Source organism: Ekhidna sp. ABH4_415, from assembly GCF_056161305.1.
The window spans coordinates 246,421-265,795 of the sequence record NZ_JBSWYW010000005.1; the positions used below are offsets into that span (position 1 = coordinate 246,421).

Annotated in this window: 24 protein-coding genes; 16 read left to right on the forward strand and 8 right to left on the reverse strand. The window is 41.5% G+C overall.

Features of this window, described 5'->3' with window-relative positions; all coding sequences use genetic code 11:
* Positions 1–73 precede the first annotated feature (73 nt).
* Positions 74–514 carry a hypothetical protein gene (locus ACXAH9_RS10375; protein ID WP_474894790.1) on the forward strand — a complete coding sequence of 147 codons (441 nt, stop codon included), beginning with the start codon at positions 74–76 and terminating at the stop codon, positions 512–514.
* Positions 495–1,154 (forward strand): DUF6048 family protein, encoded by a 660-nt coding sequence (locus tag ACXAH9_RS10380; protein WP_474894791.1) that lies wholly within the window; start codon positions 495–497, stop codon positions 1,152–1,154. Before ACXAH9_RS10375 ends, ACXAH9_RS10380 begins: the two co-directional genes overlap by 20 nt.
* On the opposite strand, the gene ACXAH9_RS10385 is transcribed toward ACXAH9_RS10380, so the two are convergent.
* The gene (locus tag ACXAH9_RS10385; protein WP_350205157.1) at positions 1,151–1,441 is read right to left on the reverse strand and encodes a DciA family protein; all 291 of its coding nucleotides are present in this window, start codon (positions 1,439–1,441) and stop codon (positions 1,151–1,153) included. The genes ACXAH9_RS10380 and ACXAH9_RS10385 overlap by 4 nt on opposite strands.
* A gap of 10 nt (positions 1,442–1,451) precedes the next feature.
* Positions 1,452–2,513, reverse strand: a complete 1,062-nt coding sequence (gene recF / locus ACXAH9_RS10390; RefSeq protein ID WP_474894792.1) for a DNA replication/repair protein RecF — start codon at positions 2,511–2,513, stop codon at positions 1,452–1,454.
* Positions 2,514–2,752: 239 nt separating this feature from the next.
* Between recF and pdhA the strand changes: the two genes are divergently transcribed.
* The 4 genes from pdhA (at position 2,753) to ACXAH9_RS10410 (ending at position 6,389) form a co-directional block, all read left to right on the forward strand.
* Positions 2,753–3,769, forward strand: coding sequence for a pyruvate dehydrogenase (acetyl-transferring) E1 component subunit alpha (gene pdhA / locus ACXAH9_RS10395; RefSeq protein ID WP_474894793.1), 1,017 nt, complete (start codon positions 2,753–2,755; stop codon positions 3,767–3,769).
* A gap of 125 nt (positions 3,770–3,894) precedes the next feature.
* A complete protein-coding gene (locus ACXAH9_RS10400) occupies positions 3,895–4,590 on the forward strand; it encodes a tetratricopeptide repeat protein (protein WP_349566093.1) in 696 nt (231 codons plus the stop codon).
* 108 nt (positions 4,591–4,698) lie between these two features.
* Positions 4,699–5,181 carry a 6,7-dimethyl-8-ribityllumazine synthase gene (ribH, locus tag ACXAH9_RS10405; RefSeq protein WP_474894794.1) on the forward strand — a complete coding sequence of 161 codons (483 nt, stop codon included), beginning with the start codon at positions 4,699–4,701 and terminating at the stop codon, positions 5,179–5,181.
* 5 nt (positions 5,182–5,186) lie between these two features.
* Positions 5,187–6,389, forward strand: a complete 1,203-nt coding sequence (locus ACXAH9_RS10410) for an erythromycin esterase family protein (RefSeq protein WP_474894795.1) — start codon at positions 5,187–5,189, stop codon at positions 6,387–6,389.
* Here ACXAH9_RS10410 and ACXAH9_RS10415 read toward each other — a convergent pair.
* Together ACXAH9_RS10415 and gpmI are read right to left on the reverse strand one after the other, a co-directional pair.
* On the reverse strand, positions 6,370–6,930 hold the full coding sequence (locus ACXAH9_RS10415; protein WP_474894796.1) for a hypothetical protein: 561 nt from the start codon (positions 6,928–6,930) through the stop codon (positions 6,370–6,372). The two genes, ACXAH9_RS10410 and ACXAH9_RS10415, sit on opposite strands and share 20 nt — an antisense overlap.
* Before the next feature lies 1 nt (position 6,931).
* A complete protein-coding gene (gene gpmI / locus ACXAH9_RS10420) occupies positions 6,932–8,434 on the reverse strand; it encodes a 2,3-bisphosphoglycerate-independent phosphoglycerate mutase (protein WP_474894797.1) in 1,503 nt (500 codons plus the stop codon).
* 98 nt (positions 8,435–8,532) lie between these two features.
* On the opposite strand from gpmI, the gene ACXAH9_RS10425 reads away from it, so the two are divergent.
* The 7 genes from ACXAH9_RS10425 to ACXAH9_RS10455 all read left to right on the forward strand — a co-directional run bounded on the left by ACXAH9_RS10425 (position 8,533) and on the right by ACXAH9_RS10455 (position 13,049).
* Positions 8,533–8,904, forward strand: coding sequence for a DUF4783 domain-containing protein (locus ACXAH9_RS10425; RefSeq protein WP_474894798.1), 372 nt, complete (start codon positions 8,533–8,535; stop codon positions 8,902–8,904).
* A gap of 45 nt (positions 8,905–8,949) precedes the next feature.
* Positions 8,950–9,807, forward strand: coding sequence for a carboxylating nicotinate-nucleotide diphosphorylase (gene nadC / locus ACXAH9_RS10430; RefSeq protein ID WP_474894799.1), 858 nt, complete (start codon positions 8,950–8,952; stop codon positions 9,805–9,807).
* Between the two features lie 52 nt (positions 9,808–9,859).
* A complete protein-coding gene (locus tag ACXAH9_RS10435; RefSeq protein WP_349566077.1) occupies positions 9,860–10,339 on the forward strand; it encodes a YcxB family protein in 480 nt (159 codons plus the stop codon).
* Between the two features lie 7 nt (positions 10,340–10,346).
* On the forward strand, positions 10,347–10,823 hold the full coding sequence (locus tag ACXAH9_RS10440; RefSeq protein WP_474894800.1) for a regulatory protein RecX: 477 nt from the start codon (positions 10,347–10,349) through the stop codon (positions 10,821–10,823).
* A gap of 73 nt (positions 10,824–10,896) precedes the next feature.
* Positions 10,897–11,406 carry a DinB family protein gene (locus ACXAH9_RS10445; RefSeq protein WP_474894801.1) on the forward strand — a complete coding sequence of 170 codons (510 nt, stop codon included), beginning with the start codon at positions 10,897–10,899 and terminating at the stop codon, positions 11,404–11,406.
* 3 nt (positions 11,407–11,409) lie between these two features.
* Positions 11,410–12,435: an ATP-grasp domain-containing protein gene (locus ACXAH9_RS10450; RefSeq protein ID WP_474894802.1), complete on the forward strand. Its 1,026-nt coding sequence runs from the start codon at positions 11,410–11,412 to the stop codon at positions 12,433–12,435.
* Positions 12,432–13,049, forward strand: coding sequence for a LysE family translocator (locus ACXAH9_RS10455; RefSeq protein WP_474894803.1), 618 nt, complete (start codon positions 12,432–12,434; stop codon positions 13,047–13,049). Before ACXAH9_RS10450 ends, ACXAH9_RS10455 begins: the two co-directional genes overlap by 4 nt.
* Here ACXAH9_RS10455 and ACXAH9_RS10460 read toward each other — a convergent pair.
* Positions 13,046–13,702 (reverse strand): LiaF transmembrane domain-containing protein, encoded by a 657-nt coding sequence (locus ACXAH9_RS10460; RefSeq protein ID WP_474894804.1) that lies wholly within the window; start codon positions 13,700–13,702, stop codon positions 13,046–13,048. The two genes, ACXAH9_RS10455 and ACXAH9_RS10460, sit on opposite strands and share 4 nt — an antisense overlap.
* 85 nt (positions 13,703–13,787) lie before the next feature.
* Positions 13,788–14,375, reverse strand: a complete 588-nt coding sequence (locus ACXAH9_RS10465) for a hypothetical protein (RefSeq protein WP_474894805.1) — start codon at positions 14,373–14,375, stop codon at positions 13,788–13,790.
* Between the two features lie 212 nt (positions 14,376–14,587).
* Here ACXAH9_RS10465 and ACXAH9_RS10470 point away from each other — a divergent pair, with 212 nt between their 5' ends.
* Positions 14,588–14,962 (forward strand): Hsp20/alpha crystallin family protein, encoded by a 375-nt coding sequence (locus ACXAH9_RS10470; protein ID WP_474894806.1) that lies wholly within the window; start codon positions 14,588–14,590, stop codon positions 14,960–14,962.
* Positions 14,963–14,971: 9 nt separating this feature from the next.
* The gene (locus ACXAH9_RS10475; protein WP_474894807.1) at positions 14,972–15,568 is read left to right on the forward strand and encodes a class I SAM-dependent methyltransferase; all 597 of its coding nucleotides are present in this window, start codon (positions 14,972–14,974) and stop codon (positions 15,566–15,568) included.
* Here the strand turns inward: ACXAH9_RS10475 and gdhA are convergent.
* Positions 15,565–16,914: an NADP-specific glutamate dehydrogenase gene (gene gdhA, locus ACXAH9_RS10480; RefSeq protein ID WP_474894808.1), complete on the reverse strand. Its 1,350-nt coding sequence runs from the start codon at positions 16,912–16,914 to the stop codon at positions 15,565–15,567. The two genes, ACXAH9_RS10475 and gdhA, sit on opposite strands and share 4 nt — an antisense overlap.
* Positions 16,915–17,096: 182 nt before the next feature.
* On the opposite strand from gdhA, the gene ACXAH9_RS10485 reads away from it, so the two are divergent.
* Positions 17,097–17,270 carry a hypothetical protein gene (locus ACXAH9_RS10485; RefSeq protein ID WP_474894809.1) on the forward strand — a complete coding sequence of 58 codons (174 nt, stop codon included), beginning with the start codon at positions 17,097–17,099 and terminating at the stop codon, positions 17,268–17,270.
* Here the strand turns inward: ACXAH9_RS10485 and ACXAH9_RS10490 are convergent.
* Positions 17,267–19,186: a CASTOR/POLLUX-related putative ion channel gene (locus ACXAH9_RS10490; RefSeq protein WP_474894810.1), complete on the reverse strand. Its 1,920-nt coding sequence runs from the start codon at positions 19,184–19,186 to the stop codon at positions 17,267–17,269. The genes ACXAH9_RS10485 and ACXAH9_RS10490 overlap by 4 nt on opposite strands.
* Between the last annotated feature and the right edge of the window lie 189 nt (positions 19,187–19,375).

The following is a 19,375-nucleotide window of genomic DNA, read 5'->3' on the forward strand; positions in this document are numbered from 1 at the left end:
AGTAAGAGGGAGGACAGATTAAAAGCCCTTAGCTAAACGGACATTGAATACTAAGACTTAATTTTGCCAGCCTGTGAAAAAACTCAGTGTTATATTAATTGGATTAGCGGTCATCTCCTGCCAGGACATAGAAAACTGTGGCACGGACGATAATCGTGATTTTATGATTTTGCGGTTTTTCGATTATGAATCACAGAGCTCAAAAAAAATCGGCTTCACAATCACAGCGGAGAATTCACCGTACGCCTTCACTCCTTTTACTGATTCAACCGGCGTGGGTCTCCCTCTGAATCCGGAAGATCCGACTTCCACTTTTTTCTTTGATACCGATACTTCTCATTTCGAATTAGAGATTAGCTATGAGAAGGTAGAGGTTTCCATTTATGATCCAAAATGTGATCCATCATATACATATTTAGGTCTGGATACGGTGAGATACACTTTCGACTCTTTGTCCATTCCAGGCACAGTTACAAACAGACAATTAAACACCAATGTGGAAGTCTATTTTTAGCATATCGACCGTGGTGGTTTGTCTGGTTGCAAATGGGCAAGAACCTACTGCTCAGCAGAAAAAGGAGCCAATTGACTTTCGTCCTTACGAATTGAAATTGGGGGTGAATGCGATCAGATCTGCACGAACTGCATTTGGGTCAGACCTTATCACCCATGAAGTGGAGGCAGCTTTGGCTATTCATCGATTTGTTGTCGTAGGAAATTTTGGAATAGAAGAGCACACGCGTGGTGAGTCGTTCGATTATGAAAACAAGGGTAGCTATTACCGAGTAGGGATCGATCGGAATTTTACCAAAGACAAAGAAAGTGGGAATGTCCTGACTTTAGGGCTGAGGTATGCTCGGGCTAACTTTAATGATCAAATGACATTCACAGCCGATCAGGGCTTTGGTGAACAAGATTACTTTTTGGAGAATGAAAGCCTCACTGCAAGATGGGTTGAGGTGGCATTTGGGCTCAGAGGCAAAATAGTATCCAACCTTTATATGGGCTTCACCATGCGCTGGCAGTTTGCAAGAAAAATCAATGGGGAGGGTGAACTAAAGGCTTACGATATTCCTGGATTTGGTAAAACCCGCAGACAAAACTCTACCGCTTTTGATTATTATTTGATGTGGAGGATACCTTTTAGGAACTAAAGAAACCTTACATCCTCAACCTCTCCTTTACCAATCTCTTTCTCAATCAACTCAATGATTTTGTCCTTAGAGTTTTGCATTTCATTTTTAAGCGGAGCGGATGAAAGCTTAACAAAAAGCGTTTTTTGATTGAAAAACATTTTGGTCGTCCTTGAGGCGATTGTCTTCCCCATGATTCGTTCCCAGTCGGCAATCACTTGTTTTTGCTTATAGGTATGTTCCAGATTCTCCTCTTTGAGAAATCCTTGAAACGCATTGCGAAAACTTTTAATTGGATCTTCTTTCATTCTTCTGAGATCAAAGGTCTATAAACTTTACCTCTTTCTCCTTTTTAAAGAGAACCTTACTTCGATCTTTTCTGGCATCTGTAATAAAGATCTGCTGAAACCGATCATGATCCAGCAACAGAGAGACTAGCAGTTCGATTCTGGAATCATCCAGCTTATCAAAAATATCATCAAGTAAAAGCAATGGTTTATTTCCTGTCTTTTCTTTTAGGAAGTCATAAAGTGCCAGCTTCAATGCGATAATGAATGTTTTTTGCTGTCCCTGAGAACCAAACTTTTTAATTAATTCTCCATCCAGTAAAAATTCAAAATCGTCTTTATGGCTCCCCATCAGGGTTCGCTGCATGATCTGATCTTTCTGAGTATTGGCTTTAAAGCGATACGCAAACCCTTCACCCACTTGTGTTTTAAAATTCAAACCGGGAGTTTCACCACCTTCGTGCAGGTCAGCGTAATTCTTTTGAAGGAATGGCAAAAACAACTCCTTCATCTCTAGCCTTTTTTTAGAAACATCTAACGCAAGCGGAATCAATTGATCATCGTAGGTTTCCAGTAGTTTTTTATTAAGCCCTCTTCCTTCTTCTATTTTCAGTAGACTGTTTCGTTGCTTTAAAACCTTATTGTACTTAAGCAATGACTTCAAATACTCACTATCAAACTGGGACAAAGCTCCATCAAAAAACTTCCGTCTCTCTTCACTCCCTTCTTTGATCATGGATGTATCGTCAGGCAAAACAATGACTAGAGGCACTTTACCAATCACATCACTGAGTCGGTCTGGTTCCTGCCCATCTATCTTCAGCGTTTTTACCTTCCCTTTTTCAAACTGAAGAGCAATCGTTATTTCTTCATAGGTTCCATGTACCGTGAATGCTCGCTGGTCATGCGTGATTGACAATCGATCTTGAGAACCAACAGCACTTTTTGTGAAGGACAGGTAATAGATTGCATCCAGCAAATTGGTTTTTCCAACCCCATTTTTCCCCAACACACAATTGATCCTTTCTCCGAATTTAAACGTGGATTCGGAGTGGTTCTTGAAGGATGTGAGCTTCAATTGCTTTAGGATCATGGCTGCCAAATCAAATCCCCTCCGGGGAGGGCTTAGGGTGGGTTTTTACAACAAACTACATTCAAAAATGACAGTTTTCAGATTAACCCACCTCTACCCCTTCAAAGAAGGAGGCTAAATTGTGTCATTTTTGAATATCGGAATATCTGGAAGCATCTCAGGGCAAATCTTTTCAACTCACCCTGTTTTGAGCTAATTTCGCAATCCGTTTAGCAAAGTAAATCAAACAATTGGGTCCTATGGCGGCTAAAAAGACAACAAAAAAATCAGGGGAGTTTTCAAAGGAGCAATATATGGAGTGGTTTCGCTCTATGCAGCTCATGAGAAGGTTTGAAGAAAAAGCAGGTCAGCTATATGGCCAGCAGAAAATTCGCGGATTTTGTCACTTATATATAGGGCAGGAAGCCTGTGCCTCTGGTGCTGTTTCAGCGCTTGAAAAGGATGATAAATGGATTACTGCTTATCGCGACCATGGTCACCCGTTGGCATTGGGGACTGATCCGGGAAGAGTGATGGCCGAGCTTTTTGGCAAAGCAACCGGTGTATCAAAAGGAAAAGGTGGATCCATGCACATGTTTGATAAAGAAGTGAACTTCATGGGCGGACATGGTATTGTTGGCGCACAGATTCCATTGGGAGCTGGGATCGGTTTTGCGGAACAGTATAAAGGAACAAAGAGTCTTTGCATCTGCTATATGGGTGATGGGGCTGTTCGCCAGGGTGCCTTACACGAGGCATTCAATATGGCGATGACCATGAAAATGCCAGTGATCTTCGTTGTTGAGAACAATGGCTATGCGATGGGCACATCTGTGAAAAGAACATCCAATGTAACAGACCTTTACACATTGGCAGAGGCATACGACATGCCATCTGAGCCTGTGGATGCGATGAGAGTAGAGGATGTGCACAATGCTGTGGCAAAGGCGGCCAAAAGAGCCAGAAAAGGAGATGGACCTACGTTCCTTGAATTTAGAACGTACAGATACAAGGGACACTCCATGTCAGACCCGGCTAAATACCGAACCAAAGAAGAGCTTGAAGAATATAAGAATCAAGATCCAATCGAGCAGGTGAAGCAGACGATTATCAAGAATAAGTGGGCTTCAGAAGAGGACTTGAAAGAAATTGACAAGGAGATCAAAGAGGAAGTTCAAAAAGCAGTTGATTTTGCTGAGGAATCACCTTGGCCAGACCCTTCAGAAGCGTACACAGACAATTATGTAGAGGATGACTATCCATTTGTCAACACATAATTAGCTGAGAGTCTTATACATCTGAACAAAAAATATATCTTTGCGACCGCATTTTTCATCGGCAATTACAATTGATGTCGATTTAAGTTGGAATGCGGCAGAAAAAATTAAGATTTTAGAATAAAATGGCAAAAGGAAAAAAGCAAGATGATGGTATTGAGATTCTGGAGGATCCAAATGCAATCGTTGAAAAAGCCAATGAATTTTTTAGCAGCAAGCGAAACAAGGCGATGGTCTTTGGTATCGGTGGAGTGATTGCTTTATTGATTGTGGGCTTTGCTGGATACAACTACTATATAACGAATCAAAATCAAACCGCTCAGGAAGAGCTTTTCCAGGCGCAGTTCTACTTTGATGCAGACAGCCTTGGCCTTGCATTGAATGGAGACGGAAACAGCTATGGCTTCCTTGAAATCATCGAGGAGTTCCCGGGGACAAAAGCAGCAAACCTATCTCGGTTTTATGCCGGTGCATCATTTCTGAAACAAGGCGATTTTGATGGAGCCATTCGTCAGTTAAAAGAATTTAGCAGCGATGATTACCTGCTTCAGGGCAGAGCATACTCATTGATTGGTGATGCATACATGGAAATGGATGATTTCTCAAATGCCATTTCATACTATGAGCAGGCAGTTGACTACAAAGAGAATGAGTCTTTCACGCCTATTTACTTGAAAAAGCTGGCTATTGCACAGGAGCAAAATGGAAATCTTGCCGAGGCAGCTGGTACTTATGGAGTGATCGTTAATGATTATCCAAATTCGGCTCAAATCCACGATGCGAAGAAACAGAAAGCAAGGCTGGAAGCGTTAGCACAATAAAATATTAAGTCATGCTGAATGCGTTCCGCAATGGAATTGTCAGCATCTTCACAAAAGGAAGTTATCCTTCGACATGCTCAGGATGACTTCCTTTTTTAATTTTACACCATGTCATCAGCAGATAAAAACCTCAGCGACGTTAAGATAAGCTCATCGATAGACGTCAGCAAATTCAAATTTGGAATTGTTGTAGCCGAATGGAATGAGCAGGTTACTGAATCACTTTACTCAGGTGCATACCAAACGCTAATTGCTGCTGGAGCAAACCGAGATAATATCGAGCGCATGAATGTTCCTGGTACATTCGAGCTAAGTCTCGGAGGTCAGTGGATGGCTGAAAGAAAAGACATTGATGCCGTTATGTGTTTGGGCTGTGTGATCCAGGGAGAAACTCGTCACTTTGATTTCATCTGTGATGCAGTGGCAAACGGTATTACCAATGTCTCTTTGAAATACAACAAGCCGGTCATCTTTGGTGTGCTCACACCGGATACCATGAAGCAGGCATTGGATCGGGCTGGAGGCAAGCACGGGAATAAGGGTGATGAAGCAGCTGCTACTGCAATAAAGATGCTATCGGTGAAGTTATAGTAGGTATGAAATACCTAACCGTTACCTTCATCCTACTCAGTTCATTCTCCACATTCACTCAAGATTTTTCGGAGCTTCCGGTTTACCCGATTAAAGAGGAAGCTGATTTTTCTTTTTTAAAACCCGTACTTCAGGATAAACGAGTTGTGATGCTTGGAGAAATGACGCATGGAGATGGTGCAACCTTCAAGCTTAAAACAGAAATTGTAAAATACTTAAATGAAGAGCTTGGCTTTAATGTTTTAGTCCTTGAAGACGGGATGTATTCATTCATGAAATGGAGAGAGAAGTTGGAAAAGGGGGAAGCGGAATTTGCAGATATTTTTAAATCCATGCCTTATCAATGGAGTAACGCTGAAGAGATGAAAGAACTGTTTTCGTATTTGGAGGCAAATCCTGATTTAGTTTTCACTGGGTGTGATAATATAGATGATTATTTTTACTTGGATGACTTCCTTGAGGAGGTAGACTCATTGGCTAAGGCACTGCAGGTAAGGGTCTATGAAAAATTTGATCAGGATTTAGAATTCCTTTTGAAGTATCGAGCATCCAAAGCTATTGATGAGAATCGAAGAGAGACTTTTCTTAAATTCCTGGAAATGCTTTCGGGAGAACTTCAATCCCCTTCAGGGAATAAAAACACTCAGTGGGTCAGGGTTTTAGATGGATTAAAAATCCATGCGTCAGAGTGGTGGGATATGGCTGCTCATTTGAAGGCAGATTGGTTTGATTACACTACACACGATAGTACAATGGCACTTAATATCAAATGGCTCGCAGAGGAAAAGTATGCCAGTGAAAAATTAATTGTTTGGGCTGCTAATTTGCATATTGCAAGAAATGTCGTATCGCATATAGAAAGCCATAAATATTTTAGAAATGAACGCTCTAATATGATGGGGCACCATTTGAAAAGCTTCAATGTGGATTATTACAGCATCGCAACCATATCCTATTCTGGTAAATACCTGAGTAATGCCGATTATCACATACAGACCATAAAGGAAAAATCGAAAAAGACACTAGAGCATTTCCTTGCCCAAAATCAAAAATCTGCATTTGTGGATTTTACAGATAATCGAAACTTTGGAAACTTTAAGATGTCCGGGGTACTTCATTATTTGGAGCTGAATGGCGATTGGACTAATGTGTATGATGGTGTTTTATTTATTAAGGAAATGTCTCCTTCTACTTACCCTGATCGGTAATAACAATTATCCCAAACCTCACCGTATCCTTAAACATCATTTTCTGATACCCATCGATATTTAGGGAACTGAGCTTACCTTCTTCAAAGCTCAATTCAATGTCCCGGTGGTGCACGTATACATCTTTATCTTCATGGAAGGTGGCCAGAATTCGTGCAAAATCGTCCCCTTTCATCGTGTACATTATCTTTTTTAGTGGACCACTTTCATTCTCACCAATAGTTAAGACCTGAAAATCACCTTCTCTGGATTTTTCAAAAGCACCCACATATTCAGGCTGATTGGGATTGATTTCTTCGAGAAAGGAAAGCTCTTCTGCCCACCTGGTGGAGTCTATGTCCTGAACCTTCACTTCACTTTGCCCCTCCAGCCATACAGTTTTCTTGATCTTGATATTACCCAGTGCAGTCACTTGCTCTTGCATCAGCACCTCAAAGTCCGGGTACTCAGGAACCCTCACTGATTCAGGCTTAAGCTTTTGGCAGCTAGCCAAAAAAACCAGGAGTATCACTCCAATCTTCAAATTTGTTGATCGATTCATTTCAAATCAAAATATCTCCAGTCATCTCTTCAGGAATATCCACACCCATAAATTTCAGCATGGTAGGAGCCAAATCCCCCAGCTTTCCGCTTTTGAGATCACCTTTAAACTCCTTGTCAACCACAATGAATGGCACAAGGTTCGTGGTGTGCGCTGTATTGGGTGTGCCATCCGGGTTTATCATCATATCCGAATTGCCATGATCTGCGATTATGATGGACAAATAATTGTTTTCAAGTGCGGTATTTACGACAGCCTCTGCACATTGATCCACAGTTTCACATGCTTTCACAGCGGCTTCAAATACGCCTGTGTGTCCTACCATATCCGGATTGGCAAAGTTCAGGCAGATAAAATCAGCCGTTTTTGCTTGAAGTTCGGGGATAATCTTATCTCTTATATCGAAAGCACTCATTTCCGGTTGTAGATCATATGTAGCAACCTTCGGGGAAGGGCAAAGGATTCGTTTTTCTCCTTCAAAAGGTTCCTCTCTACCACCTGAGAAGAAAAAAGTTACGTGCGGATATTTTTCTGTTTCCGCTATTCTGATCTGCTTCTTTCCTCTTTTTTCCAGTACCTCTCCCATGGTCATGGTCAGGTTTTCTTTGCCATACATCACATGAACGCCCTTAAATGAAGCGTCATAATTGGTCATGGTTACATAATGAAGATTCATCTTCATCATGCCATGATCCGGAAAATCCTGTTGAGTCAGCGCCTGGGTGATTTGCCTTCCTCGGTCGGTTCTGAAATTGAAGCAGAGCACCACGTCTCCTTCTTGAATTTTTGCGTCGGCGCAGATGATTGGCTTTAGAAATTCATCCGTCACGCCCTCCATGTATGATTCCTCCATAGCTCTGAGAGGATCCTGGACTTTTTTCCCTTCACCATGAACCATTGCATCATATGCCAGCCTCACACGTTCCCATCGGTTGTCACGATCCATTGCATAGTATCTGCCGGTGATGGTTGCCAGCGTGCCCGTGGTTTCAGCCATGTGGTGCTGCAGGTCGCGCAAGTAATCCACACCTCCTTTTGGGTCGGTATCCCTGCCGTCAGTAAATGCATGGACATACACGTTTTCAAAATCTTGTTTATGAAATGTTGAAAGCAAACCTTTAAGGTGGTCAATGTGTGAATGAACTCCTCCATCTGATACGAGTCCTATTAAATGAATGGGTTTTTCATTGTCCCGTGCATATGTTAGTGCTGACTGTAAAGCTTCATTATCGGCAATGGAACCATCTTCTACAGCATTGCTGATTTTTACCAGATCCTGATAGACCACTCGCCCGGCACCAATGTTCATATGACCCACCTCGGAATTACCCATCTGTCCTTCAGGCAAGCCCACGGCCAAACCAGAAGCCTCAAGTGTATTGTGAGGGTATTCGGTAAACATTCGATCCATAAAGGGGGTGTTCGCAGCATCTATTGCCGATACAGATTTATCCTTGGCAATACCCCAACCATCTAAAATCAGAAGAATGACTTTCTTATTCATTGGGCAAATATAGAGGGGTCAATTTTTGAATGTCGTTTATGGAATGAATAAATTGGGCATGGTTTTTACTACATTGTGTACAAACATTTGATAGATCAATGAAAATGCTAACCCTGATATGTGTCCTTTTTCTGTTTCCTGCACAGGATGAAACAATGAAAAATATTGGCACAGCAATAAAAGCAGGTAGTTCAAAAGAGCTAATCAAGTTTTGCAATGAAACGGTGGAGATAAAGATCAATGGGGAAAGCTCCAATTATAGCAGACCTCAGGCAGAAGTGATTTTACGAAAGTTTTTCAATGATAATCCAGCAAAAGGATTCACATATATCCACCAGGGGGCCTCAGAGGGTCTTAATTATACTATTGGAAGGTATACGCACGAGAATGGAGCGTATCGTGTTGTTATGTTTATTAAGAAGATAGGCGACAAATACCTGATTGACACTTTGAATTTCAGCCAAGAGTAACCATTTTCGCCTTCCGCCTGTTTCTTTACAAAAACCCACCGTGTTATGAGCCTACCTTATTTGACAACAAAGAGGATAAATGCATTTATAAAAGCTGCCCTTGCAGAAGACATTGGTGATGGAGATCATTCATCTTTGGGATCAATTCCTAATGACGCCAAAAGCAAGGCTCATTGTCTGATAAAAGACGATGGAATCATTGCAGGACTTGAATTGGCGGAAAAAATTTTCAACTATGTAGATGATAGCCTATCGTTGGATTTCCATAAAAAAGATGGTGATGCCATCGAGCATGGGGAGGTAGCATTTTCTGTGGAAGGAAAGTCACAATCCATTCTGTCAGCGGAGAGACTGGTACTCAACTGCCTACAACGAATGAGTGGTATTGCTACCTATACACATCACATGAATCAACTGATTAAGGGCTCCAAAGCCAGACTTTTGGATACCCGAAAAACCACGCCGCTTTTTCGGTTGCCAGAAAAATGGGCAGTGGTTATAGGAGGTGGGGTTAACCATCGGTTTGGTCTTTATGATATGGTGATGCTAAAAGACAACCACATTGACTTTGCTGGCGGTGTGAAAAATGCGATTGAACAAACCGTGACCTATCTGGAAAAAAATGATCTGAAGCTGAACATTGAGGTTGAAGTGCGTAGCTTAAGAGAGCTAGAGGAGGTGCTGGCAGTTGGAAAGGTCCATCGCGTAATGCTTGATAACATGCTTCCATCAGATATCAGGCAAGCCATAAAAATGATTGGAGGAAGATTTGAAACAGAAGCTTCGGGAGGTATCACGGAAAAGACGATCGCCGAAATTGCTGAGACTGGGGTGGATTTCATTTCTGTAGGCGCACTTACTCACTCATACAAAAGCCTTGATATGAGTCTCAAAGCTATTTAAACTCTATATTCGCGGTATAATCATTTAAGAAGTAGAAAAGAGCGATTGAGTCATGATAGTAAGGACAAAAAAATACCAGCTACCAACCAAAAAATATATCGGAATTGCCTTTAAGGCAGCCCTCAAACAACAATGGTGGGTGTTTCTTATTTACCTGGCTATTTGTGCAGGCTATTTGTGGATTCCTAATCATTGGTGGATCACCGGTGCTTCGATCGCACTGGCACTTTATATGCTTTTTTGGTTGATCCAGTTTGCTGGGATTACTCAGCTGGAGCAAGGAAAGTTCATGTTTCAGAAACTCTCATATGAAATCTCTTCTCAGCAGATCCTTATAAAAATGAACGCTAAGCAGGGGATGCCGATGAAGTGGGATCAGATCAAGCGTGCGAAAAAAGGGAAAGACGGATTCACCTTTTTTGCCAGCAAAGCACAGCTGATTCACCTTCCTTTCAAAGTCTTCAACAATGACAATGAGATCCGTTTCATCGAGACGGTGCTGAAGCGCAAGGGCTACATTTCAGAGAAATAATCGAATCATGGCTCGGAAGCTGGGCATCAAGGAAGCGAAGCAGCGAGCCGGTAGGTTCTGTGCTTTTCGCGAGCGGTCACCAAACGAGCTTTTTGAAAAACTTCAAAGCTGGGGATTACCAGAGGAAGAGACAGCATCGATTGTTGCAGAATTAATCAAAGAGGGTTTTGTGGATGAGCAGCGTTTTGCCAACGCTTACTGTAATGACAAATTTCAGTTTAACTCATGGGGCAAGCAGAAGATTCGTGCTCACATCTACAGCCATAAACTTTCCGATCAGGCAGTTACCATGGCCCTCGACCGGATCGATCCGCAGCAATATGAAAAACGGCTTTTTGATTTAGCAAAATCGAAATGGGATAAGCTGGGAAAGGAGGAGGGCATGAAGCGAAAGCAAAAAACAGTGGCTTATCTTGCCCAAAAAGGATACGAAATGGATTTGATTTGGAGTGCTATAAGCAAAGTCGAAGACGAAAGTCGCTAGAATTACTTTTTCGTAAATTTTAAAATCAGAAAGAAATAAAATCCGTAAGTTTAAAATTGGATAACTCGATTTTATGCTTCAATCATCAGCTAAGGACCTTCTTCACCAATTAACACATGTTATAGATTCATGCCGTGATCAGGATTTTTCCCGACCACTGGATGAACTCAGCGGCGCTACTTTTGGTCAGCACGTCAGACACACGCTGGAGTTTTTCATTTGCCTTTTTGATGCAAAAAATGAAGGCATTGTAAACTATGATCAAAGGAATCACGATGAGCTTATAGAAACAGACCGGCAGCTGGCTAAAAGTGTTATTGGCTCCATTCTTACTTTTCTGGAAGAAAACACAGCGGATTTTGAAGTCACGTTTGAGGCTAATTACAGTGATAAAGAAGGCCAAAACCATTCCATGAAAAGCAGTTTCCACCGAGAGCTGGCGTATAACATTGAGCATGCCATTCACCATATGGCATTGTTAAAAGTGGCTGTCAATCAGTCACTCCACTATATTTCCCTGCCTGAGCATTTCGGGGTGGCCAGCTCAACTATCAGATACCGGGCCAGCGCTAAATCAAACTAACCCTTGATCCGAAGGCTAATCATTAAGCTTACTCACTGGGAGTATTGGCCATTTTGGTTGCTTTACCTCCCCGTATTTTTATACTTTGGTTGGTTGGCTATTAAGCACCGATCTTTTTTCTTTTTCACAGCATCAAACCCGAGCATTGAGTTTGGAGGTATGTTTGGAGAGCGAAAGTCGGATATTTTCAAACTAATCCCCCAAGAGTATTATCCAAATACGGTGTTATTGACCAAGGGTGACATTGAGCGTGCTGCCGTTTCAGCAGAGCGTATTGGTTTCCCACTCATAGCAAAGCCGGATATCGGGGAGCGAGGCACGTGGGTAGAAAAGATCAATGATCAAAAGGAGCTGCAAGAGTACGTAGAATCATGTCCTGTTGATTTCCTTCTTCAGGAAATGGTCAGATATCCAATTGAGCTGGGGGTGTTTTATGTGAAAAAGCAGGGACATGAAGGTAAAGTCACATCGATAGTAAGGAAAGAATTCCTACAGGTAGAAGGAGATGGCAAACAGACTATATGGGAACTGGTGAAAGAGATTGATCGGGCACAGCTCACTGCCAATTTGAACAGTGATTTTCTGAGGAAAAATGGTGATCGAATTCCTAGGGACGGGGAAACGGTGTTAATAGAGCCCATAGGCAATCATTGCCGTGGCACCAAGTTTTTGAATGACAATGAGCTAATTGATGAGGAATTAAACAAGGCTTTTAATGAGCTCGCCAGTCAAATACCTAATTTTTATTTTGGGCGGTTTGATCTGAGGTGTAAATCATATGATGATTTAAAGCAGCTAAGAAATTTCAAAATACTGGAGTTAAATGGTGCGGGGGCAGAGCCGGGTCATATCTATCAGCCTGGCTATTCGCTTTGGAAAGCTTACCGCGACATCTTTTGGCATTTGGCTGTTTTGTCGGATATTAGCGCCCAAAATCGAAAAGAAGGGCATTCCTACTGGAGTTTTATACAGGGCTTCAGCATGTGGAAATCGCACCGAGGGTACAATCGTCTGCTGACAAATTCATGATCATTCAAACACTCATTGTTGCTTTTGTAGTTAGCTATGTTGGTTCCATTCCTCCCGGAACCATCAACGTTTCCGTAATGCAACTGGCCATATTGGGTAAGCGCAGAGCCGCAGTGTTTTTTGCATTTGCCGCATCATCGGTTGAGTTCTTATATGCTGGAATCACGGTGCAGTTTCATATTTTTTTAAGCAACAATGAGACGATTGCCGATTACTTCAGAATAATCACCTCCATCGCATTGATAGGTTTGGGGCTTTGGAATATTTTTTCGAAATCGACTTCCTCATCCGTAAAAGTGGATACTAAAATCACCGGGCGTCATGGGTTTTTACGTGGCATTATCCTTGGGTTCTTAAACCCAATGACCATTCCTTTTTGGCTAGCCATCACAACATACCTAGAGAATGATCATTGGATCAATGTAGAAGGACCGGGCTTTTGGATTTACCTAATGGGTCTTTCTCTGGGCACTTTTTGTCTTTTACTCACGGTGAATGCATCAGGTAAAAGATTCTCCAAGATTGCCGACAATCCATTTCTTGTCCACAAGGTTCCGGGTTTCCTGCTGCTAGGGCTGGGAGTTTATTTTCTTGGAAAGCTAGTGCTGTTTTAACTTTTTATTTCCCCCCCACCAAACATGGTAAATCCTTTAATGTGTACGGTGGCTGATGGGTTATCACTAATGTTTTTCCTTGCGTCACTAAACCCACCGAAGATGGCCGTAGCGTCCATGTTAACTTTCCAGTCCTTCGGAAGCATTAGCTCCACTCCACCGAACATACAGAAGATTTCTATGACCGCTCCATCTTGAGCTTTAGAACCCCTGAAGTCAATCTCTGAACCACCAAAGACGCAGGTGATTTTTCCTCCTTTAAGATTTTCTGAAACGTACTTTTTCTCTGTACCTCCAAAGATGGCCACCTCATCAAACTGATCTTCTGAGCTTTCACTACTTTTTGGAAGTGAACTTCTCCTTAGTAAAAAGGATAGACCGATGATGATCAAAATAACCGGCCAGATATCCCTCAGATTCACCACATCATAGTAGTGCAAGTAAAACACGGTAGCGATTCCAAAGAAAATCAAACCAGCGCGGGCATTTCCGGACAAGAAGTTGATCAGGCCAATAACAACAAAAACTGCTGGCCATGAAAAAAGATAGTATGGGATATCCATGTCATACCCCAAATTATCCAGAAGGAAAACTGTGCCGACAATGATCAAGAGAATGCCGATGATTGCTTTTTTACGATTAGGTGTTGCCATGTTAGTTAGGTTTTTAGATTTTTAACGCTGTTGTCACCGTTATGGGGACGGATTATGCTAAAAGGAAATTTAGTTGATTTTTCGGTTAATTGAACCAGCCGAAAAGTAAAGATATTCCAAATGTGGGTCCATCAAAGTCTGTGGTATCAAAGAAAGTATTGTCCACGCCGATTGTTTTTTGATAACCTATCGAAGCATTGACTTTAAACCAATAGGCAATATTGGCTTCTACAAAAAACTGAGGATTAAAGACAAAGACCTCATCTTCATCTACATTTTCATTTGTGGCTACTGATTTGGTGCTCATACTTCCCCATCCAAGTTTTGTTTCTACTCCCATGTGCAAAAGGTCATCTGGCTTGATGTTGTAACCCAACCAAAAACCACCGTGACCGAAACTGGTGGTATAATCCTCACCGTCGCGATTGAATTCATGGTTCCCCGTAAGGCCCAAACCATACCCACCAATAAAGAACGTATTATCAAAGAGTACAGCTCCTCCACCTCCTGTAAGCGTTGAAAGGTTGCCATCTATCGGCGTGAAAGAAAAGAGCACAGCCCCGAACCCGGAGATATCCTCAGGGTCATTTCCTATAAGTGTTTTGGGACGCTCGCTTTGAGCCAATGTGCCAAGAGATGCTGTCAATAGTAAAATTTGTAGTATCCTTTTCATAGTCTTTGAATTTTGAGTTTGAAATTATGAGATCCGAATATTCCAAGGACAGATAAAATGATGGAATGTTTCTTTCGTTGGATGAATTGTAGAAATATGTGAATCAGTCAAAATGGCGTATATAAGGAAACTTATCGGTCAGGCTGACACGTTTTTAATCAAATTGATTTTTGGAATGGGGTTTGCCCTCCATAGATATGATTGGCGCAGATATGAGAGTTGATAAGAACGCAAGTAAACGATTAGCTGAGACTGCTAACATTGTTAACACAATAAACGGAGGGACAGTGTTCCCCACATTTAAAACCACAACGGAAAAGGATCACTACCGGTTAGAGGTGAGTGTGCCAACCATCATTCCGGATGATATAAAGGTAGAAGTGAATGGAAGTGATCTGATGATTTACCAAAATGTGCATGTAAATGCATATACGCTACCTAATATGCTTGGCCTGATCAAGATCTCCGCAGATGTTGAGCTGGAAAACATTCATGCTGAATATGAAGATGATCTTCTGGTGGTGATCATGCCTTTCAGTGAGTTATCTGGAGGCTTTCAAAAGGATATTGACATTTACAGGCATTAAATTGCCTGTGTGGAAGTAGCTGATATCAACAACTATTTTGGTGACATGGACCTTTTCCTCATGGATTTGATCCTGAAGGGAAGGGTTTCAGAGGACGCACGAATTCTGGATGTTGGATGTGGAGAGGGCAGAAATGGAATTTTCTTCATAAGAAATGGATACGAATATCAAGGGTGGGATTCAGATGCCTCCAAACTGAAATTACTGGATTACCTGGTTCAGTCTCTCGATCATCATAAATCTAGTTTCCATCAAGTTGATTTTATAGCTGCAAACTCAGTAGAAAATTTTGACCTTATCATTTGCAGCCGTGTGCTTCATTTTTCAGACTCGATGGATGATTTCCATAAGAAGTGGCAGAAACTTGCTTCACTTTTGAATAATGGAGGAATCATTTATCTCAGCATGGATTCTGCCATTGATAATACTTTAGCCAGCTCCATTGGTGGAGGAAAATATGAATTTCCGGACACAAAAATTCGGTTTGCACTTACAAGCGACCTTTATAGGGAAATGAAAAAAGGGTTCGAAGAAATCGAACCCTTGAGAACAATTGCTCACCATAATGAGCGAGCTCAAAGTTTTATGGTACTCAGAAAAATTTAAACACAGCCTTGCGCCAGCATCGCGTCTGCTACTTTTACAAAGCCAGCGATATTCGCACCCTTTACATAGTCCACATAATCCTTAGTAATCTTCCCGTGTTGCACACAATTTCTGTGGATATCTTTCATGATTCCCTGAAGTTTTTCGTCTACTTCCTCTCTCGTCCAGGACAGTCTCAGGGAGTTTTGCGACATCTCAAGTCCAGAGGTAGCTACTCCACCTGCATTAGACGCTTTCCCCGGGCTGAACATCATTTTGTGCTCTTTGAATACCTCAACGGCATCTGCAGTACACGGCATGTTGGCACCTTCAAACACGCCGATACAACCGTTTTTCTGTAGAGTTTTTGCGTCCTCAACCTGCAGCTCGTTTTGAGTGGCACATGGGTATGCTATATCACATTTGATATCCCACGGTGTTTTTCCCTCATGGAATTCTGCCTTGAATTTGTCTGCATATTCTTTTATTCTACCTCGCTTCACATTTTTAAGCTCTTTGATAAACTCAAGTTTTTCAAAGGTGATTCCTTCTTTGTCATAAATGGTCCCACCGGAATCAGACATGGAAAGCACTTTAGCCCCATTTTGAAGTAGCTTTTCTACAGTAAACTGTGCCACATTTCCAGATCCTGAAACAATAGCTGACTTGCCATCAAGATCATCATTTCTATGGTTCAATACTTCTTTACTAAAGTAAACACACCCATATCCAGTAGCTTCCGGTCGGATCAAAGAGCCACCATATGGTATACCTTTACCTGTAAGTACCCCTGTGAATTCGCCTTGCACGCGCTTGTACTGACCAAATAAGTAGCCAATCTCACGACCTCCAACACCAATATCTCCAGCTGGCACATCAGTAAACTGACCAATGTACTTGCTTAATTCTGTCATTAAACTTTGACAAAATCGCATTACCTCGTTATCACTTTTCCCTTTAGGGTTAAAATCGGATCCTCCCTTACCGCCACCCATTGGCAGAGTTGTCAAGCTGTTTTTAAATACTTGCTCAAAAGCCAGAAACTTGAGGATACTGAGATTAACAGATGGGTGAAAACGCAGACCTCCCTTATATGGGCCAATCGCTGAATTCATCTGAACACGATATCCACGGTTTACTTGTATTTGTCCCTTATCATCCATCCAGGGCACTCTAAACATAAATACTCGTTCCGGCTCACACATTGTCTCCAGCAGGTTAGAGTCTTTGTACTTAGGTTTATCAGCAATGAATGGGATAATGGTTTCGGCCACTTCCTCTACAGCCTGTAAAAATTCTGGTTCATTAGGATTTTTCTTCGCAATCTTTTCTACGAACTGAGAAATTTCTTTCGAATGATTAGACATTGGTTAGTTGTTTTAATGAATTGAATTTAGGTGTTTTTTATCTATTCATCTTCCGTATAAACACGGAATATTGCTATTAATCAATTATTGGGGTAATCTGTATTTAATCGAAACACAATATTAACCTAAAACCTGACTAACAAGAGGGACGTAAATTAGTTTACAAATAAACCACATGTACTATGAATTATTTTAAGCTTGATAGCGAAATCATATCTTCTGTACTAAGTCTGAATGGGCATCAAAAGAGTGATGTATTACATTACATCAAAACCATTAAGCCCACTAGTCATAACACAAAGCTCTACAGAAGAAAGGCCATGAAGGAAATCAGGGAAGCTTTGAAGAACTTTTAATCCTCAGATAATACGATAACCATATCGCCTTCCTCGAGGACAAACTCTTCTGACTTCTTAGGATTGAGCACTACTCCATATTGCTCATCCGCAAGTCTCGCTTTAGATATGTTTCGATAGCCAATAGCCACTTCATTCTTCCTTGCCGCCGACTCTAGCACTGTATAGAAATTCATGCTTATGCCTGTTTGTACATACTCCTTTGCAGGCTTGATATAAATCTCCGATCCATCTGCATCAAACAGGTCTTCAAAGACGCGCATCAAGTCTTTGTTTTCAGACACCTGGCTCATTAGCAAACTGATCAGCTTGTCACTCACAATAAAGTCATCAGCGCTTGTAATATCCGCAAGTTGTCTGTTTCTGATGTCCAACATTTCACTCACAATCTTGTACTTGCTCCCTTTGATTTCAGTGAAATTTCTAAGGTGCAAGAGGGTAATTAACGTCTGAGCATCTGCTTCTTGAATTGGGAAATAGTTTTGGTAGCAGAGCAGAATGATGTAATCGTATTGCTCCAACCCCATTGACTCCAGCGTTTCTCTTCCGGTTGTGTCAAGTACTTCAAAGTGAATGTTGATATTTTGAACGCTGGTTTTCAGTTTATTGACCGTTTTTTCCGCGTCAGGAAACTTGGATACGATTCGAACCTCGGATCCATTTGGAACATAATTGTCCAACTCCTGAATGATGTATCTGGCGCGGTTGTTCCATCCAACGATCAGAAGCTTTTCTGCATCCTGTGGTTCCGGCTCAGTATAAACGATCTTACTTTCATGTGGATCGACAGGGTCGGCATTAGGTATTAATGTATCATCATCTTCTGTGATACCGATCACCTTATCTTCTTCTTTAAATATGGTGTCCATAGGCGGGTTAATGGACACAGTTCCATCTGCGAACTGTATACCCATAATGGCAGAGTCCTCATAAGAGAAAAGAACTTCACGGAATGTTTTTCCAGCTAGCGATGGTGCGCTTTCAAAATAAATTTCATCTCCATCAAAATCCATCAAGTCCTGATAAACCACACTTAGACCAGACTGCCTACTGGTTTGTACCATTATTTTTGATATGATCTCATCAGAGAGTATGAGTTCCACTTCGTTTTTGCCCACCATTTTAGCCACGTCAAAGTTTTTCTTATCCTCCATCTCAGCAGTGATATGGTAAGGACGTTTATCGGCAGGGCCCCTGAGTTTTTCTCGTTTTGGATCTGTTACTATTGCAACAATTGTTTTGATGATCTGGCTATCAGAGTTTTCATTCTCTTTATCCAAAATAATGATGGACTTTGTTTCAAACGGGTTGGCAATTTTTAAATCATGAACATCAATGGGATTACCAGTTCTGCAAATGACATGAGTGTTTCCAGTATTGCCCACTTTGTCCTTGATTTCATCCTCCATCATCACCTTATCCATGTCAGCCAGAATCACAATTACTCCCCTTTTTTGGTTCTCATTGGCTTCTACAATCTCAGGGATAATGGTAAATATTTTTGAAGACCATCCAAGGATAAGGACATGGTCGCTTTCAATCACAAACGAACGTCCTTTTCTCAGTACTTCGAGCTTGGTTAGAATACCATTAGACACCAAACCTATTAATGTGGAAATAATCACCAGACCGAGTACGGTAGTGATTAGCATAAAGAGCCGGAAAGGCCAGTTTTCATCATGGTTGCCAAGCACACCAGGGTCTAGTGCGTGCGTGAGGTTTACCCAAACTGACTCATAGATGGTGAAGTCGTTATCATGGTCAGGGTGTAGTCCTAAAAGCAAAAGCGATCCACCAAAGAGCACAATGATTATGAGAGTTATTACCCCCAGCCCTTTGATCATGGAAATTGTTCCTTGCGAAACAAAACTGTCAAATCGATAATTGAGCCTATCCTTAAAGGAAATATTCTTCATGTCCTGTTTGTTTTTTTGTCAACCTTCTGCGGCAACCCCCATGTGACTTATCAATGAAATTCTAGCTGTCATTGACTTGCTTTCTTTCAAAAAATAGCCATCAATTGCTACAGGCGACAAAAGTACTCCTAAAATAATGCAAATTAATGACTGAAGCATATTTAGCTATGATACGAAGTGTCAAAGGGA

What these genes read in the sequence shown, in the direction of transcription:
- ACXAH9_RS10380 (WP_474894791.1), top strand. Translation starts at nt 495, where the DNA reads ATGTGGAAGTCTATTTTTAGCATATCGACCGTGGTGGTTTGTCTGGTT.
- ACXAH9_RS10385 (WP_350205157.1), bottom strand. Translation starts at nt 1,441, where the DNA reads ATGAAAGAAGATCCAATTAAAAGTTTTCGCAATGCGTTTCAAGGATTT.
- recF (WP_474894792.1), bottom strand. Translation starts at nt 2,513, where the DNA reads ATGATCCTAAAGCAATTGAAGCTCACATCCTTCAAGAACCACTCCGAA.
- pdhA (WP_474894793.1), top strand. Translation starts at nt 2,753, where the DNA reads ATGGCGGCTAAAAAGACAACAAAAAAATCAGGGGAGTTTTCAAAGGAG.
- ACXAH9_RS10400 (WP_349566093.1), top strand. Translation starts at nt 3,895, where the DNA reads ATGGCAAAAGGAAAAAAGCAAGATGATGGTATTGAGATTCTGGAGGAT.
- ribH (WP_474894794.1), top strand. Translation starts at nt 4,699, where the DNA reads ATGTCATCAGCAGATAAAAACCTCAGCGACGTTAAGATAAGCTCATCG.
- ACXAH9_RS10410 (WP_474894795.1), top strand. Translation starts at nt 5,187, where the DNA reads ATGAAATACCTAACCGTTACCTTCATCCTACTCAGTTCATTCTCCACA.
- ACXAH9_RS10415 (WP_474894796.1), bottom strand. Translation starts at nt 6,930, where the DNA reads ATGAATCGATCAACAAATTTGAAGATTGGAGTGATACTCCTGGTTTTT.
- gpmI (WP_474894797.1), bottom strand. Translation starts at nt 8,434, where the DNA reads ATGAATAAGAAAGTCATTCTTCTGATTTTAGATGGTTGGGGTATTGCC.
- ACXAH9_RS10425 (WP_474894798.1), top strand. Translation starts at nt 8,533, where the DNA reads ATGAAAATGCTAACCCTGATATGTGTCCTTTTTCTGTTTCCTGCACAG.
- nadC (WP_474894799.1), top strand. Translation starts at nt 8,950, where the DNA reads ATGAGCCTACCTTATTTGACAACAAAGAGGATAAATGCATTTATAAAA.
- ACXAH9_RS10435 (WP_349566077.1), top strand. Translation starts at nt 9,860, where the DNA reads ATGATAGTAAGGACAAAAAAATACCAGCTACCAACCAAAAAATATATC.
- ACXAH9_RS10440 (WP_474894800.1), top strand. Translation starts at nt 10,347, where the DNA reads ATGGCTCGGAAGCTGGGCATCAAGGAAGCGAAGCAGCGAGCCGGTAGG.
- ACXAH9_RS10445 (WP_474894801.1), top strand. Translation starts at nt 10,897, where the DNA reads ATGCTTCAATCATCAGCTAAGGACCTTCTTCACCAATTAACACATGTT.
- ACXAH9_RS10455 (WP_474894803.1), top strand. Translation starts at nt 12,432, where the DNA reads ATGATCATTCAAACACTCATTGTTGCTTTTGTAGTTAGCTATGTTGGT.
- ACXAH9_RS10460 (WP_474894804.1), bottom strand. Translation starts at nt 13,702, where the DNA reads ATGGCAACACCTAATCGTAAAAAAGCAATCATCGGCATTCTCTTGATC.
- ACXAH9_RS10465 (WP_474894805.1), bottom strand. Translation starts at nt 14,375, where the DNA reads ATGAAAAGGATACTACAAATTTTACTATTGACAGCATCTCTTGGCACA.
- ACXAH9_RS10470 (WP_474894806.1), top strand. Translation starts at nt 14,588, where the DNA reads ATGAGAGTTGATAAGAACGCAAGTAAACGATTAGCTGAGACTGCTAAC.
- gdhA (WP_474894808.1), bottom strand. Translation starts at nt 16,914, where the DNA reads ATGTCTAATCATTCGAAAGAAATTTCTCAGTTCGTAGAAAAGATTGCG.
- ACXAH9_RS10485 (WP_474894809.1), top strand. Translation starts at nt 17,097, where the DNA reads ATGAATTATTTTAAGCTTGATAGCGAAATCATATCTTCTGTACTAAGT.
- ACXAH9_RS10490 (WP_474894810.1), bottom strand. Translation starts at nt 19,186, where the DNA reads ATGAAGAATATTTCCTTTAAGGATAGGCTCAATTATCGATTTGACAGT.